Source organism: Acinetobacter sp. YH12112 (assembly GCF_013418945.1).
Classification (GTDB): Bacteria; Pseudomonadota; Gammaproteobacteria; order Pseudomonadales; family Moraxellaceae; genus Acinetobacter; species Acinetobacter indicus.
The window spans coordinates 79,565-96,102 of the sequence record NZ_VPBA01000005.1 but is presented as its reverse complement, the minus strand read 5'-3'; the positions used below and the strand labels follow the sequence as shown (position 1 = coordinate 96,102).

Annotated in this window: 11 protein-coding genes; 7 read left to right on the top strand and 4 right to left on the bottom strand. The window is 46.4% G+C overall.

Going from position 1 to position 16,538, the window contains the following annotated elements:
- Positions 1-3 precede the first annotated feature (3 nt).
- Both FTU50_RS03220 and FTU50_RS03215 read right to left on the bottom strand, forming a co-directional pair.
- Positions 4-1,845 (bottom strand): long-chain-acyl-CoA synthetase, encoded by a 1,842-nt coding sequence (locus tag FTU50_RS03220; RefSeq protein WP_171432327.1) that lies wholly within the window; start codon positions 1,843-1,845, stop codon positions 4-6.
- Between the two features lie 170 nt (positions 1,846-2,015).
- Positions 2,016-5,414, bottom strand: coding sequence for an Rne/Rng family ribonuclease (locus FTU50_RS03215; protein WP_180047360.1), 3,399 nt, complete (start codon positions 5,412-5,414; stop codon positions 2,016-2,018).
- A gap of 753 nt (positions 5,415-6,167) precedes the next feature.
- Between FTU50_RS03215 and FTU50_RS03210 the strand changes: the two genes are divergently transcribed.
- From FTU50_RS03210 to FTU50_RS03180, 7 genes are all read left to right on the top strand, one after another.
- Positions 6,168-7,136, top strand: coding sequence for an RluA family pseudouridine synthase (locus FTU50_RS03210; RefSeq protein ID WP_180069469.1), 969 nt, complete (start codon positions 6,168-6,170; stop codon positions 7,134-7,136).
- A gap of 382 nt (positions 7,137-7,518) precedes the next feature.
- On the top strand, positions 7,519-8,187 hold the full coding sequence (locus FTU50_RS03205) for an HAD-IA family hydrolase (protein ID WP_104470673.1): 669 nt from the start codon (positions 7,519-7,521) through the stop codon (positions 8,185-8,187).
- A gap of 537 nt (positions 8,188-8,724) precedes the next feature.
- Positions 8,725-9,522: a 2-keto-4-pentenoate hydratase gene (locus tag FTU50_RS03200; protein WP_005181967.1), complete on the top strand. Its 798-nt coding sequence runs from the start codon at positions 8,725-8,727 to the stop codon at positions 9,520-9,522.
- Between the two features lie 36 nt (positions 9,523-9,558).
- On the top strand, positions 9,559-10,455 hold the full coding sequence (locus tag FTU50_RS03195) for an acetaldehyde dehydrogenase (acetylating) (RefSeq protein WP_005181969.1): 897 nt from the start codon (positions 9,559-9,561) through the stop codon (positions 10,453-10,455).
- Between the two features lie 11 nt (positions 10,456-10,466).
- Positions 10,467-11,486, top strand: coding sequence for a 4-hydroxy-2-oxovalerate aldolase (gene dmpG / locus FTU50_RS03190; RefSeq protein WP_005181971.1), 1,020 nt, complete (start codon positions 10,467-10,469; stop codon positions 11,484-11,486).
- 590 nt (positions 11,487-12,076) lie between these two features.
- Positions 12,077-13,348: an OprD family outer membrane porin gene (locus FTU50_RS03185; RefSeq protein ID WP_180046348.1), complete on the top strand. Its 1,272-nt coding sequence runs from the start codon at positions 12,077-12,079 to the stop codon at positions 13,346-13,348.
- 282 nt (positions 13,349-13,630) lie between these two features.
- Positions 13,631-14,491, top strand: coding sequence for an alpha/beta fold hydrolase (locus FTU50_RS03180; protein ID WP_005181976.1), 861 nt, complete (start codon positions 13,631-13,633; stop codon positions 14,489-14,491).
- A 75-nt stretch (positions 14,492-14,566) separates the two neighbouring features.
- On the opposite strand, the gene FTU50_RS03175 is transcribed toward FTU50_RS03180, so the two are convergent.
- Both FTU50_RS03175 and hcaR read right to left on the bottom strand, forming a co-directional pair.
- Positions 14,567-15,244, bottom strand: coding sequence for a DUF1345 domain-containing protein (locus FTU50_RS03175; protein ID WP_180046346.1), 678 nt, complete (start codon positions 15,242-15,244; stop codon positions 14,567-14,569).
- A gap of 306 nt (positions 15,245-15,550) precedes the next feature.
- Positions 15,551-16,450 carry a DNA-binding transcriptional regulator HcaR gene (gene hcaR / locus FTU50_RS03170; RefSeq protein WP_180046344.1) on the bottom strand — a complete coding sequence of 300 codons (900 nt, stop codon included), beginning with the start codon at positions 16,448-16,450 and terminating at the stop codon, positions 15,551-15,553.
- Positions 16,451-16,538: the final 88 nt, after the last annotated feature.

The following is a 16,538-nucleotide window of genomic DNA, read 5'->3' as shown; positions in this document are numbered from 1 at the left end:
GGCTTAGAAGCGGTATTGATAGGTTTGAATCTGCTCGAAAATTTCCGGGGTTAGATCAGTATAAGCCGCTGCACCGGGCAGCAACACCAGCAAACGATCCGTGGTAGCTGCCGGATTAAATGCCTGTTCTTTGAGCTTGTTTTTCTGATATTTAAAAGTGCCGGTGGTTTCAACCTGGGCCTGAATCCGTAAAAATACCGGAACCGCATAGCCGGGCAGGGCCTGTTTAAACTGGCTCACCATCTGCTGCAGGTCATGTTCATCCAGTGTTGCATCGGCATTTAAGGTAATGGCCGCCATTCCGGCCCGACCATTGGTTTCTGGAATTTCTACGCCGTAGACCACCGCTTCGGCAATTTTCTCATAATCACAGAGTATATTTTCCACTTCGGTGGTGGAGACATTCTCGCCTTTCCAGCGGAAGGTATCCCCGAGGCGGTCAACAAACTGGGCATGACGGAAGCCGATATTTCGTACCAGATCACCGGTATTAAAGTATTGATCGCCACGCTGGAAAACGCCTTTTAAAATCACCGCCTTGTTTTTTTCCGGATCGGTATAGCCATCAAACGGCGAACGGCGGGTAATTTTGCCAATCAATAAACCAACTTCACCTTTTTTGACTTTCTGGCACCAGCCACGCGCATCCCGGACCGGTTCATTTTTTTCTTTATCGAAAGCCACAATCGCATAGGGGGTTGGAGAAAAACCAACGGTATTGTCAAAGTTAAAGATATTGCTAAAGCCGACATTGCCTTCACTGGAGGCATACAGCTCCAGAATTTCTTCAATGCCAAAGCGCTGCTTAAACTTGTTCCAAATGTTCGGGCGCATGCCGTTTCCAATCATTTTGGTAACACGATGGCCCTGATCCAGCGCGGATGGTGGTGCATCCATCAGGTAGCGGCACAGCTCGCCGACATAACCAATGGCAGAGGCATTAAATTTCTGTACATCTTTCCAGAAGCTGGAGGTGGAATATTTACGTCGAATTGCCAGGGTTGCGCTACCGGCAATTACGCCGCACCAGCACACCACAATACCAGTGGCATGATACAGCGGCAGGGTCACATACATGACATCTTTTGGATTCAGATTCAGTACATGGCCGTAGGTGCCATAGGCCAGGGTCCAGCGGCTATGGGTGAACACCACGGCTTTCGGCAGGCCGGTGGTTCCCGAGGTATAGATATAAAACAGGCCATCTTTGCCCTGGACGGAATGCGTGGTCGGCGGATTGAATTTCGGAAAATGGTCGATCTTTTCGGCCAGATTGTTAAAGCCTTTCGGAGCTTTGCCCGCATCGCGCTGGGTTTCCTGATCGGCAAACCAGTCCAGACGATCTGCCGGCAAATCCAGCGCCTGACGAATCTCCTCTACCGCAGCACGGCATTCTTCGCCAACAATTAGCGCGACCGGTTTGACCAGATTGATGCTATGGGTCAGCACCTTGCCGACCTGTGAGGTGTTTACCAGTGCAATGGTGACGCCAATTTTGGCCAGACCGATGACAGTCGCGATCAGTTCCGGGCGGTTTTCCAGCATTACCGCAATCACATCGCCTTTGCGTGCGCCTTGTGACAGATAATAGTGGGCAATCTGGTTGGCCCATTCATTCAGGGCTTTGTAGCTAAAGCGCTGCTCTTCAAACATTAAAGCCAGACCATGCGGATTACGTTTGACCGCTTTTTCAAAGGCAATGCCCAGACCGGCAGGGGTGGATGGCGTTCGTAAATAGGCTTGACTCAGACCCTGAATAAGATTCGGGACTTTGCCGATAAACTTTGGAATTTTGGCGGCGACATCGGCCAGACCAATAAGATCATGTTGTGTTGTATGGCTCATATGAATCCTATTTATTCTCGACATCCAATCTGTAGTTCTAGCGCATGAATATTGCACTTTAAGGTTTTAATCGTTTCGTTGTAGTGTAATCAACCTAATCTGACAAATTAACAAAAAAAATCCAGCCACCGAAATGACTGGATTTTTTTATTCACCTGCAAAAAAGCAAATTATGACTCAGTTGAGGTGTTGGCTTTCTTTGGTGGACGGCCACGTGGACGACGCGGACGTGCCGGTTTTTCTTTCTCGGCCTTGTCTGCTGCGGCTTCTGGAGCTTCGGCTTCTGCATTTGCCGGTGCTTCGCTGGCATCTGCTGCATCAACTGGCAGTTCAGCCTGTACTGGTTGCGCTGCTTCAGCTTTCGCTGTTTCTTTAGCCGGTGCTTCGGCTGCAGCGCTTTCTTCAGTCGCCACTTCAGTTTCAGTCGCAGTGGTTTCAGCCGCTGGTGCTGCTTCAGTTGCTGCTGGCTCGGCAGTCGCTTCTACAGGTGCTGCTGTGCTGCTTGCAGCAGTGGCTTCTGTTGCTTCAGCTGCTTGAGCGTCCGCCGCAGTTTCTGCTGGTGCATCGTTAGCGGATGCTTTTTCTGCTTCGTCGGCATGGGCCTGTTTGGCCTGTTCCAGCGCCTGTTCGGCAGCAAGTTTGGCTAAACGACGACGCTCACGCGGATCATTGGCCACACGTTTGACTGGCGCTGGTGGAGTCAGGTCCAGCACAGGAGCAGGTTCTGCTTCTGGCTCAGCTTTGCTGACTTCAACATCACGGGTCACAGGCTGCTTTTGGCTTTCTGCCGCAGGTGCTTGAGCGACCAGGCTGGCTGCATATTGTTCAGTGAACTTTTGCAGGGCGCGGTTAAAGGTTGGGATTAAACCAAACTGCTCAATCAGTACCGAGCAATCTTCACCATACACATGACGGATCAGGCTGCCTACCGTGTACTGCTGCAAGGCTGGAACCTGAGATGGTGACAGCTTTGGCGGCTGGTTTTGTTGCGCACGACCTTCACGTTGCTGGCGACGACGCTGACGCGGATCGTTGCTGGCGCGTTTCACCGGTTGCGATTTGTGCTCTTCAGCCACAATTGCCGCAGGTGCCACTTCTTCTTTTGGTACTGGTGCTTCTTCTACTGCTTCAGTGCTGGTCGCAACCGGAAGTTCAGCAGTTGCTGCAGGTGCAGCGGCTGCGTTCTGGTTTAGCGCGACAATTTCACTTTGTGCAGCATCAACATTCACCACCAGAGCAGTTGGCATCACGTCCTGACGTGGTGCATCCACCAGGTCCACTTTCAGGCCTTGTGCTTCAGCGGCTGGTGCTGCTGTAGCTGCTGCCGGTGCAGCCGTGTCATTCAGCACGCTGGCATCGCGGTGGCGATTTGGACGCTCTGGACGTTGCTGGTTACGACGGTCACGACGTGGCACAGCATCTTGCTGTTGCGCTTCGTTTTGCGTCTGTTCATTGTTGTTGTGCTGACGGCGGGAGTTGCGTTTGTTTTCACGCGCTTCCTGACGTTGCTCCTGACGTGACAGCTGCACCACTTCTTCGTGTACCTGATGCTGTGCTGGGCTGTTGTCATTCTGGCTGTTTTGCTCGCGCGGCTCTTTGTGCTTGCTGCGCTTTTTGTTGTTGTGACGTGATGATTTTTCTTCACGTTCAGCCGGTTTTTCAGCGTGATCACGCTCATGCTTGGCCACAGTTGATGGGGCAAGATAAGCATTGCTGGTTGCTGCTGGTGCAGCCACAGGCGCCGCAGCTGCAATCTGACCGAACTGGCCACGGCTAACTGCGCCATTATTGACCATTTGCTCAATCGCTGCAGCCGCATTGTTGGCGCTACGTGACTGATCAACCGTGTTGGCCTGTTTTTGCACAAACAGGTTTTCTAACCATGCACATGGGCTAGCACTTGGTGCAGCGGCAGCAGGGGCCACTTGTGCAGGCGCAGCGGCTTGAGCTTTGGCTGGACGCTTCTGTTCCTTTTGCGGTGCTGCAGGCGCAGCTGCATGCTGAGCGTGCTGTTCTTCTTCTAAATGCCATTCAGAGGCTTCATAACCCAGTTCCTGTTCGCTTAAGCGGGTGGCTGCTGTGCGTTCATAGCTGGTTGGGGCAAAGCCTTCCGGATTGTAAGAGATTTCGTAATGTGGGGTTTCTAAATGCGGGTGCGGCAATACCGTTACACGTACATTTGAGGTTTGTTCAAGGTAAACCAGGCTGTGACGCTTTTCATTCAATAAGAATGCTGCAATTTCAACCGGTACTTCAACCTGAACTTCACCATGACGCTCACGTAGCGCAATCTCTTCCACTTTACGCATAATCGACAGTGAGAGAGAACGTAAGTCACGTACCATGCCGGTACCATGACAACGTGGGCAAACATAACCGGTCGCTTCTTCTAAAGATGGACGTAAGCGCTGACGGCTCATCTCCATTAAACCAAAGCGTGACAATTGACCAAACTGGATACGCGCGCGGTCGCTTTGCGTTGCTTCACGCAGCTTGGCTTCCACCATACGCTGGTTACGGTCTTTGGTCATGTCGATAAAGTCGATTACTACCAGACCACCGATGTCACGTAAACGTAACTGGCGTGCAATTTCTTCAGCAGCTTCCAGGTTGGTGTTTAGTGCGGTATCTTCAACGTCCTGACCACGAGTTGATTTTGCCGAGTTAATGTCGATTGACACCAATGCTTCGGTTTGGTCAATCACGATTGAACCACCTGAAGGCAGTTTGACTTCGCGTTCATAGGCGGTTTGAATCTGGCTTTCGATACCGAAATGCGCGAACAGTGGTTCATTTAGGGTATAGGTTTTTAACTTGTCGAGCTGACGTGGCATCACCGCTTTTACGAAGTTATAAGCTTCGTTATAGGCCTGTTCTGAGTCAATCAGGATTTCAGCCACATCATCACGCAGGTAGTCACGAATGGCACGCGTGACGACACCGGCTTCCTGATGCACCAGCATTGGCGATGGACCAGAACTTGAGGTGCTTTGAATTTGCGCCCACAGATCTAGCAGATGCTGTAAATCAAGTTGTAATTCTTCTTGAGAACGACCAATACCGGCAGTACGTACAATCACGCTCATACCGCGTGGCACGTTTAAAGAGGCCAGCATTTCTTTCAGTTCTTCACGCACTGAACCGGAAATCTGACGGCTGATACCACCCCCTTTCGGGTTGTTTGGCATCAGGACCAGGTAACGGCCCGCCAGTGAAATAAAGGTCGACAGGGCAGCACCTTTGTTGCCGCGCTCTTCTTTTTCTACCTGAACCAGCAGTTCGGTGCCTTCAGTAATCAGTTCGCGAATATTTGAAGTTTGACGAGGATCGGCCTTGTAGTAAGAGTTGGCAATTTCGCGCATCGACAGGAAACCTTGACGACCGGCACCATACTCAACAAATACAGCTTCTAAAGATGGCTCTACGCGAGTCACATGACCTTTATAGATATTTGATTTTTTTTGTTCACGGGTACGATTTTCTAAATCAAAATCGTAAAGACGCTGACCAGTGACAAGTGCAACGCGAATTTCTTCAGCATGTGTTGCATTAATCAACATACGTTTCATGGGTGTAACACCTTATAGTGATACACAGCAAAACATCGCTCTATACGTAGCGAGCATCAAACATCACGGATCATGGTTCAGATCTCAAATACAGCGGTCTGAACGTTTCTCTACCGGCCTGATAATCGGGTTTCGGTGGATGATTCACGTATTGATGATGTCAATACGGCTTCAATCTTTAAACGATTAAAGTCACCTGGTCGTTTCACTGGCGGACGAGCGGTACATTGGATGTGAGTAACTTTCACTGTCACATTGCTCAAAGATCATCCCTTCTTTTAGTCGAGTGTCTTGATACGGAATTATCGTCGTATCTTTACAATTTGTGCAGATCCAATGTATCAACGCTGTAGCCTGAATGCGACATCAGGGAACGACTAGTCTGATGTGTATCAGTTTACGTTTAAAAACCAACTTGAGGTTGGCGACATATTTTTTCAGGCAAACTGATTTATGTACCTTAAGTACAATTAAACGCAACAGTTTGCAGTTTTGCCGATATAATAAGCCTTCGGCGTCGGCATAATTCTTTTGGGACCTTTACGTGTTTAGTGGAGTGTTTGATTGAATAATCAACTTCAGTAAAAACCGAAATGACCCAACTTTTACCCACTTACGATGGTTTCCGTGCGCTGACTATATCAAACCTTGCATCATCTGCCTATGGGCTAAGCTTATGTTTCTTGTGTAAAGCATAGCCTAAGTGATCAGTTTTTAATCAATTTTAGTATTTTTTTAGGTCGTCGTAACTGTATGAATTCTACCCAACAATGGCAAAGTGTCACTTGGTTTGAAGTCGATGAGCATCAAGCGGGGCAACGGATTGACAACTTTTTGTTTAGCCGTTTAAAAGGTGTGCCCAAAAGCCGGATTTACCGTCTGATTCGTGAAGGTCAGGTGCGGGTCAATAAAAAACGGGTCAAAGCCGAAACCAAGCTGAATATTGGCGATCAGATCCGGGTTGCTCCAATCCGTTTTGAACAGAAAGATGATACCCCGGCGCCGGTGTCAGACAAAGTCGCTCAAGGCTTGCTGAACCGGGTCATCTATGAAGATGAAGGGCTGATGGTGGTCAACAAGCCATCGGGTATTGCCGTGCATGGGGGCAGTGGTGTGGCCTATGGCCTGATTGAAGGCTTGCGCGCCGCCACCGGGAAAAAATATCTGGAGCTGATTCACCGCATTGACCGCGATACTTCGGGTCTGGTGATGATTTCGAAAAAACGCAGCGTATTAAAAACCTTGCAGGACATGCTGCGCGAACACAAAATCCGTAAAACCTATGCTGCGGTGGTGAAAGGCCAGGTGACGCTGGACAAACAGCTGATTGATGCGCCTTTACATCGTTATGAGCTGGCCAATGGCGAACGTCGCGTGCGTGTGTCTAAAGAAGGTAAAGAGTCAAAAACCCAGTGGAATGTGCAAGAACGCTTTATGCATGCCACACTGGTCTATGCATCGCCGCTGTCTGGACGTACCCATCAGATTCGTGTGCATGGTCTGAGTATTGGCCATCCGCTGGTGGGCGATGAAAAATACGGTCATGAAACCGAATATCGCGGGCCTAAACCACGCCGTTTATGCTTGCACGCCATGCGTCTGGAGATTCCGGGTTATCCAACCATTGAAGCATCATTGCCTGAAGATATGCAGAGTCTGGTCGCACAGCTCCGTGCGCAAAAGGCAGATAAGGTAGTAACACTTGGGGAAGATGACGAATAATCTTTGGCTTTTTAATTCTCGTTCATCTTGCTTTATTTAAGTGGGAAACTTCCCTCTTTATTAAAATTAAAGATGAGGAACATTGTTCCGCAAGGGGAGATTAAATTTCGGAAAAATCCTCTCCCTGAGCAGCACTGCTGCGCAAGTCTCCTTCTTGCACGTCGTTTAAAGCAGTGCTTTAAACTCGTTCAGGAGAGGGAGCGTTGCGATAGTAAATGATATCTGCATCCGAAATGTGCGAAAGGCGACATGGATGTCGCCGTTGGGTAATTAATATCTGTTGTGATCTTGCAATAAAAGTTATTTTCTAATGAAGCTCTCCCTCCTTTTTTAAAGGAGGGTCGGGGTGGATTTAAACCGAATCAAATCGAGGAAACCATATATGAACACAGCTGTAGAACTCATCATTTTCGACTGGGATGGCACCTTGTTTGATTCAGTCGGTCAAATTGTGGCGAGTTTACAGTTCGCTGCGCAGCAGTTCCAGCAACCCTTAACCGATGAGGCCGCCAAAAGCATTATCGGTTTGGGCCTGCCTGAAGTGGCGCAGCGTTTGTTCCCGATGGTACCGGAATTGCATAGCGAGATTTTACAGTGCTATTCCGAACACTATGTGGCCAACTCCAAAACTGATGTCTGGTTTGACGGTGTGGCAGCAATGCTGAATGATTTACAGGACGCAGGGGTAAAACTCGCGGTGGCTACCGGTAAAAGCCGTAAGGGTCTAGATCGTGTGCTGCAGCAAACTCAAAGTATGGGAATGTTTGCTGCGACCCGTGCCGCCAGTGAAACCCGCTCTAAACCGCATCCCTTAATGTTAGAAGAAATTCTGGCAGAAACCGGAGTGCGCCCTGAGCAGGCAATTATGGTCGGCGATACCTCTTATGATCTGGAAATGGCGCAGGCTATTGCCATGCCGCGTGTGGGTGTCAGCTATGGGGTACATACGGTCGAAGTGTTACAGCTGTTTCAACCGCTAAAAATTGCCGGGGATGTCAGCAGCCTGCATCAGTTCCTGTTACAGCAGGTACAAATGAAACAGGCCATCTAGGTGGGAGAGCATCTTTTCAGAAGAAGTGAACCTCTTGCCGCTTCTTCTTTTATTGAAGAGCTCATTTTCTTCCTTCTTATATTGATCTCTGCCTGGGCATGTTGCGTGATTGCAAAGTTTCGTCTTTCTTTTTCTGTTCTAGAGGCTGTATAAACACTGTGCAGCCTTATTGCCTCTAAAAACTGCTGATAAAATCGTCTAATACCGAAGCCTTAAGCGCTGAAACTTCTCATCCAGATTTCCTCAAAAAGTGGATAGAAATACTCGGAAATCTATAGCTATCAGGGGCTTCGTGTCGGTTGAGTTGTGGCTGTGTTATAGGTTCTAGCTATTGTAAAAAATAAAATAAGTATTGGCATAAAAAGTCCATTTTTCCGATTCTAAATCAGTTTATATCTATGCGCGTTTGCTAGAGATCGGCAGCAACAGCCTGTTGCCGCTCTGATCAGTCCCCCCTATATCGGCCGATGTTCAGCTGCATGCCGAAAAATCTAGTCAACAGCATAAGCCCAATTTTTGCAGTTTAAGGAAACATTGATGTCGAATTCTGCTGTTGTTGCATCAGTTGCTCAAGCGTTAAGAGATGCTGAATTATCACAAACTGCGATTGCACCGATTCGCCCACAATTAGGCGGTGAATCTGCTGATGTAGATATCGCGTACGCAGTTCAAGAAGTAAATACCGAACGCGCGTTGAAAGAAGGCCGCCGTTTAGTAGGTCGCAAAATTGGTTTGACCTCGAAGGTAGTTCAGGCACAACTGGGTGTTGATCAGCCAGATTTCGGTATGTTGTTTGCAGATATGGCCTATGGTGATGGTGAAGCCATTCCTGCAGGTTTGCTGATTCAACCGAAAGTTGAAGCAGAAATTGCACTGGTCATTAAAGAAGATTTGACCAAAGAAAAACACACCTATGCTGACATTATCAGTGCAACTGACTACGCACTGCCAGCAGTAGAAGTGGTGGATAGCCGTATTGAAAACTGGAAAATCAGCCTGATTGACACCGTGGCAGACAACGCATCTTCAGCGGCGTTTGTACTGGGTTCTCAACCGGTAAAACTGGAAAACCTGGATCTTGTGAACTGCAAGATGGTCATGACCCGCGGTGAAGAAGTGGTTTCTCAAGGTGTGGGTAAAGCCTGTTTAGCCAACCCGCTGAATGCTGCAGTCTGGCTGGCAGATGAAATGGTACGCCGTGGTCGTCCATTGTTAAAAGGCGACATCATCTTAACAGGTGCATTAGGGCCAATGGTTGTGGCGCAACCAGGCGATGAATTCAAAGTTGAAATTGAAGGCTTTGGTTCAGTTACAGCGGCATTCGCTGCTGAATAAGCCCCAACCTGATCAGAATTTTAAGAGAGTACATTCATGAAAAAGATTAAATGTGCAATGATCGGTCCAGGTAACATCGGTACTGATTTGCTTTACAAATTACAACGTAGCGAATGGTTAGAGCCAGTATGGATGGTGGGTATTGACCCTACATCTGAAGGTCTGGCGCGTGCGGCGAAAATGGGTTTAAAAACCACGGCTGAAGGTGTAGATGGTCTTCTTCCTCACGTAATCGAAGATGACATCAAAATTGCATTCGATGCAACGTCTGCATACGTACACGCAGAAAACAGCCGCAAGCTCAATGAACTTGGCGTATTGATGATTGACTTAACACCTGCGGCGATTGGTCCATTCTGTGTACCACCAGTGAATCTTGAAGCATTGCTTGCGGCTGGCGAAGTACCAAACGTTAACATGGTAACGTGTGGTGGTCAGGCAACCATTCCAATGGTTGCTGCAGTTTCTCGCGTTCAACCTGTTGAATATGGCGAAATCATTGCAACGGTATCGACGAAATCAGTTGGTCCGGGTACACGTAAAAACATCGATGAATTTACTCGTACCACTGCGGGTGCAATTGAAAAAGTGGGCGGCGCGAAACAAGGTAAAGCGATCATCATCATTAACCCAGCTGAGCCACCACTGATGATGCGTGATACTGTTCACTGTCTCGTTGAAGGTGAGCCAGATCAAGCAGCGATTACTGAATCTGTGCATGCGATGATTAAAGAAGTGCAAAAATATGTACCAGGTTACAAACTGGTAAATGGTCCTATTTTTGACGGTAACCGTGTTTCGATCTTCTTAGAAGTCGAAGGTTTAGGTGACTTCTTGCCGAAATATGCAGGTAACCTCGACATCATGACAGCAGCAGCTGCACGTACTGCAGAAATGTTTGCTGAACACGTTTTCAACACTGCTGAAGCTTAAGGAGCAACCTCATGTCTAAGATTATTGTTCATGATATGACTTTACGTGATGGTATGCACCCGCAGCGCCATCAAACCACTGTTGAGCAAATGATTGCCATTTCAACAGCGCTAGATGATGCCGGCGTACCTTTAATTGAAGTGACCCACGGTGACGGCCTGGGCGGTTCATCAGTGAACTACGGTTTTGCTGCTGCAACAGATGAAGAATACCTGTCTGCTGTTGTGCCACGTATGAAGAATGCGAAAGTGTCTGCACTGCTTCTTCCTGGTATCGGTACAGTTGACCATTTGAAAATGGCGCATGAAATTGGTGTATCGACGATTCGTGTTGCAACACACTGTACAGAAGCGGACTGTTCTGAACAGCACATCACTGCTGCTCGTAAACTCGACATGGACACCGTGGGCTTCTTAATGCTGGCTCACATGGCTTCTCCTGAGCGTCTTTTAGAAGAAGCACAGAAGATGGTGTCTTACGGTGCAAACTGTATTTATGTCACAGACTCAGCAGGTTACATGCTTCCTCAAGACGTGAAAGATCGTGTAGGTCACTTACGTCAACACTTAGATCCAAGCATCGAACTCGGTTTCCACGGTCACCACAACTTAGGTATGGGTGTATCGAATACGGTTGCTGCGGTTGAAGCAGGTGCAGTACGTGTGGACTTGGCCTCTGCAGGTCTTGGTGCGGGTGCGGGTAACACACCACTTGAATTGTTCATTGCTGTAGCGAACCGTATGGGTATGGATACAGGCGTTGACCTGTTCAAAGTACAAGACGTTGCTGAAGACCTTGTGATTCCAATGATGCACAACCCAATTCGTGCAGACCGTGATGCGGCAACTTTAGGTTATGCGGGTGTTTACTCTTCATTCCTGTTGTTTGCAAAACGCGCTGAAGCGAAATATGGCGTGTCTGCGCGTGAAATCCTGATGGAACTGGGTCGCCGTGGTACAGTCGGTGGTCAGGAAGACATGATTGAAGACTTGGCGTTGACCATGTCTAAAGCACGTGAAATGCAAGCTTAAGTTTTAATTTTAAAACTGGCTTAAGCAAAGCACTCCAATATATTTGGGGTGCTTTTTTTATTGGTGTGATTGAGTTGCTTAATATCACACTTTAAAAATAAATCCGGATTTAAAATCACACAGATCAATGTATTTAAAACGCATCTTATTTTTATATAAAAAATCTGTTAAATGATCAGCCGGGATTTATTTTAAAAGGATGGAAAAAGGGGGAGTAGAAAACCGATTAATTTAAATTCGAGGAAAAGCTGAATTATTTTAAATATTAAATTTTTTATAAATAATACTGATAGTTAAAAGCTATTAGTTAAAGTGTTAATGTTAAAACCAATAAATAAAGCTTAAAAACTCAAAATAAATAAAAAATACAGTGAAAAATAATATGAATAACAGATGTTTATATTTTTAGGGTGGAGAGTATTTAGCAGGGAAATGATTGCTGAAATATCTTAAAAAAATAAAAAAAGCGCTGTGAAATCAAAAAAATGCCCAAACCGATAAATGTTTAATACTGTGGTCGGATTTTCTATTTGATTATGCTTACGCATGATGACGGCATTGTTTTTATCTGCTGAATGGGAAAATTTACCATGCGTCGTCAAAAATTATGGATAGCAATGCTTGCTGCGACAGCAACTTTAGGAACTTCTGCTACATATGCAGATTTTATTGATGACAGCAATGTTCAACTTAAATTTAAAAATTTCTATTTAGATCGTCAGTATCAAGATAAACCAGAATTGAACTTTGGTTCATGGTCACAGGCGGTAACTTTGGATGCCAAGTCGGGTTATCATGATATTGGTGGTGGCGTGCAAATTGGAGCAGATGTACTGGTTCAACATGCAGTTAAACTCAACGGCCGTGATCAAAATCCGGATTGGGTGTTACCTCACGATGGCAAAGAATCTAAAGATCATTTTGGTAAAGTTGGTGCAACCTTAAAAGTTAAGGTATCTGAAACTGAGTTGAAGGTTGGTGATCTATTACCAATGTCACCAGTGGTATTCTTTGATCCATCTCGCCAATTACTGACTACTTATAATGGTGCCTGGTTAGAGTCTAAGGACCTGAAAGATACCAAGTTAACTCTGGCTTATATTGATGGCATTAATGCACGTTATGAAAATCAATATCATGACCTGAGCTTATTTCCGCAAAACAACTTTGCGACAGCAGTCAGTACAGATGACGGTATGTATATTGCCGGGATTGATCATCAATTCACCCCAAAAGTGGGGGGTAGTTACTGGTATGCAGATGTCACCAACATCTACCAACAGCATTATGCCGCTGTAAACTATAAAACCACCTTGGCTGAAAACACCAAGTTAGACACTCATGTACGTTATTTTGACAATAGCGAGTCAGGTGACCAGCTGTATGGCAAGATTGACAGCCAGGCCGTGTCTGCAGGTGCAAAAATCAACCATGGTATGCACACAGTACAATTAGGCTACCAGCAAATGTTTGGAGAGCATGGTAACAAAGCGCCAATGTTCCCGACATTGGGTGGTTGGGTACCACAGCCTTATCTAGACAACTGGTCGGTGGCAAGCTTTATCCGTAAAGATGAAAAATCATGGAGCTTGGGTTATACCTATAACTTTGCTGATGTGGGTGTACCAGGTTTAACCGCAACTGCACGTCATTTCCGTGGTTGGGATGTCGATAATGGTGCAGGCGAACCGCGTGGCAAAGAAAATGAAAACAACCTGATTGTGAACTATGTGGTACCAGAAGGTAAGCTAAAAGGTTTAGGTTTCAACTACATGTTTATTGATACCAACTATGACAATATCTCAGGTGGTAACGATCTAGAAGAACACCGTATCGCGACGACCTATACCTATACATTCTAATTGGTCAAGATCAAAGAGCAGCTGCACCTCCAGCTGCTCTTTTTTATATAAAAACAGATGAAAGTCCTAATAAAAATAAGGATTTAAAATTAACTAAAATGTTTAAAAACAATGGCTTAAATAATCGTTTTTTTGTAGCTTAAAATCGTAATTTTGTATCAGTTGAAAGCGCAGGAGCGGTTAATATAAGCCTATAGAAAACGCATGTTCAACGAGTCACTTGACGTCCAGACCTTCCAAGATTGAGGGAAACGCAAGCTAAAGACTGTATGAGGAGTAAGTATGAGCACTGTCCAAATCCCTGACTATACAACAGATTCATTCTTTGGCTTAGAAGATAAATGGATTGAAACCGCAGAAGGCGAACTCACCCATTACCATGAAATTGGTGAAGGTACGCCAATTCTGTTCTTGCACGGTTCAGGTACGGGTGTATCTGCAGCGGCCAACTGGTGGTTAAACCTGCCACAAATTGGTGAACAGGCACGTTGTATCGCGATTGATACCATTGGTTATGGTCAAACCGTTGTTGCACCGGGTACCCAATACGGGATCCGTGCCTGGGTTGATCACGCAATCCGTACCTTAGATGCTTTAGGTATCGAGAAAACCTGGTTGGTGGGTAACTCTTTAGGTGGCTGGTTGGCATTTCAATTGGCACTGGATTATCCAGAGCGCGTTCTGGGTATCGTGTCTATGGGTACCGGTGGTGCCAAGCAAACTGCGGCACTGAAAGCGCACGCGAACCCAGTACTGACTGAAGAAGGGATCCGTAAGACACTGTCTATGTTCGTGGTGAACAAAGACCTGATTACAGACGAACTGGTGAAAGTCCGTTTTGACTCGGCTGCAAATGACTATGCATCTGACCGTTTAATGGATGTGGTGGGTGCGCGTGACCGTGACCGTTTCGAATTCCCGTTAGACTTCGAAAAAATGAAAGACATCACCGTACCTGTACTTCTGATTCATGGTACTCAAGACGTGGTGATTCCAGTATCCCGTACCTGGGACATCCTGAATGTGGTGCCAAATGCAGATGCACACATCTTCAGCCAGTGTGGGCACTGGTCACAAGTTGAAAAAGCCGATGAGTTCAACACAGTTATTAAAAACTACCTGGCGGCGCACGGCGTAAAATAAGTCGGTGATAAAAGCGAAAAAAGGATGGTGACAGGCCATCCTTTTTTTATGGGCGGAATTTCTGGCTCAACCGGTTTAGTGTTGAATAAAGCTGGCCACCAGATTAATACAAATCGCCAGAATGGTGGTGTTAAACATATAGGCCAGCACAATATGCAGCGTATTCAGGATACGCATCGCGCGTGAGCTGATGGTGACATCGGCGGTTTGTGCCGACGTGCCAATCACATAACTAAAATAGAGAAAATCCGGATAGGTCGGATAAGGGGTTTTCGGAAACTCCAGACCACCTGCCTGATGCTGTTGCAGCGCCAGATAATAGTCATGCGCATAGTGAATCGCAAAAATGGTATGCATAAACAGCCAGGCACATAAAATAGTGGTAATCGCCAGCAGAAAATGCCCCATGCGTGCAAAGTCGGTTTGGGCAAATAAGTTGATCTCGACAATAATCGCAATAAAACACATCACCAGGGTTAGAAACAGCAGTAACAGAATCAGCCATTTACTGGCATCCTGCTGCTGGGCGCATTGCAGAATATGCTGATGATCACTGTGCCAGAAATTCAGCAGGGTAAAGAGCAGATAGCCGGACACGGCAATATTCCAGCTGATGAGCAGGCAGGTCGACCAGGTCCACGGGCTCAAGCACTGAAAAATACCGTACAGCACCGTGGTGATCAGAAAACTGATAAAAAAATAAGGATGAGACTGCATCCCGGTTTTAATATGGCTAAACGGTGTTTTTATCATTCTTATTCCTTTGATCTGGCCCATGACAGATAAAAGCATGCCTAGCATCCTGCTTCAGGGGCAGAACATAGCGGCACTTCACTGTAGTCTAGCTTATTAGACTTAAGTTGTAGTTTACGGCTGAAAATAAATCTGCGCGGCTAGCAGAGAAAAAGTCGTAAAAGTGCAAAAATGATAAAAAATGGTGCAAAAAATCCTGCGACTTAAGTCTAATCTGATTAAAAAGCCAGCAAATTGGCCATAAAAAAAGCACCATTATTTAGTCTCGAAATAATGATGCTTACAGGCAGTCAGCCAAAGCGCGGCTTAATCGCGGTTAATATCCAGGTAAAACACCCGGGTCAGCAGTTCCATAAACTTGTCGACCGATGGCGAGTTGCTGTTTTTGCGGTAACTGACATACAGGTCCAGATAAGGCAGTTCGATATCCAGCGGACGGATGATGGTGTTGTTCATGGTCAGTGGTGTAATATAGCCTGGAAGGATCGTACAACCTAGACCAATACCAATAGAGTTGATGTTAAACAAGATGTTATCGGCTTTTTGCACGATATTAAATTCAATATTATTAGCTTTGGCAAAATCTAAAATGGTGTTGTGAAGGGTAAGAGATTGCTCTGCTGATGGGATAATAAAATCTATACCATTCAGTGCTTTAACTGGAATTCGTTCGTATTTTGCCAGCGGATGGTCTTTCGGCAAAATGAAAATCAGCGGTTCACGCAGCACGAACTGGCTTTCAATTTCATCACTGTTAAAGTTGTGACGGGTAAAGGTGATGTCCAGTTCACCTTTTTTAATGGCTTTCATCTGATCATTGTTGTTCATACTGAGCAATTCAATTTTCAGATCCGGGTTCTGTACGCGCAGATTCGGCAACACATACGGGAAAATCTTCATTTCCGCGACCGGTACAAAGCCAATGCGTAGCATCTGCTGTTTGGCCTGGGACACCTGACGCGCCATGGCCACGGCTTTGTCGGCCTGCGCCAGGGTCAAGCGCGCCTGTTCCAGAAACACTGCGCCTTCTTCTGTCAGTTCGACCTTACGTTTGGTCCGGTGTAACAGTTTTACGCCAACGTCTTCTTCGAGGTCTTTAATCTGTTGACTTAAAGAAGGCTGGGCTGTGTAGAGCTTCAAGGCAGCCTTACTGAAGTTCAGTTCTTCAGCCACGGTAATGAAATAGCGAAGGTGACGTAATTCCATAAACCCATTCCAAAAGATTAATTCAAAAAATGTCTAACTATCATGTCTTAAGAGTATAATCTATAATCAACTATTAGGTGAAGATTAT

Bases quoted from the DNA above. Each gene is read 5' to 3' on its own strand.
- FTU50_RS03220 (WP_171432327.1), bottom strand. From the start codon at position 1,845: ATGAGCCATACAACACAACATGATCTTATTGGTCTGGCCGATGTCGCC.
- FTU50_RS03215 (WP_180047360.1), bottom strand. From the start codon at position 5,414: ATGAAACGTATGTTGATTAATGCAACACATGCTGAAGAAATTCGCGTT.
- FTU50_RS03210 (WP_180069469.1), top strand. From the start codon at position 6,168: ATGAATTCTACCCAACAATGGCAAAGTGTCACTTGGTTTGAAGTCGAT.
- FTU50_RS03205 (WP_104470673.1), top strand. From the start codon at position 7,519: ATGAACACAGCTGTAGAACTCATCATTTTCGACTGGGATGGCACCTTG.
- FTU50_RS03200 (WP_005181967.1), top strand. From the start codon at position 8,725: ATGTCGAATTCTGCTGTTGTTGCATCAGTTGCTCAAGCGTTAAGAGAT.
- FTU50_RS03195 (WP_005181969.1), top strand. From the start codon at position 9,559: ATGAAAAAGATTAAATGTGCAATGATCGGTCCAGGTAACATCGGTACT.
- dmpG (WP_005181971.1), top strand. From the start codon at position 10,467: ATGTCTAAGATTATTGTTCATGATATGACTTTACGTGATGGTATGCAC.
- FTU50_RS03185 (WP_180046348.1), top strand. From the start codon at position 12,077: ATGCGTCGTCAAAAATTATGGATAGCAATGCTTGCTGCGACAGCAACT.
- FTU50_RS03180 (WP_005181976.1), top strand. From the start codon at position 13,631: ATGAGCACTGTCCAAATCCCTGACTATACAACAGATTCATTCTTTGGC.
- FTU50_RS03175 (WP_180046346.1), bottom strand. From the start codon at position 15,244: ATGATAAAAACACCGTTTAGCCATATTAAAACCGGGATGCAGTCTCAT.
- hcaR (WP_180046344.1), bottom strand. From the start codon at position 16,450: ATGGAATTACGTCACCTTCGCTATTTCATTACCGTGGCTGAAGAACTG.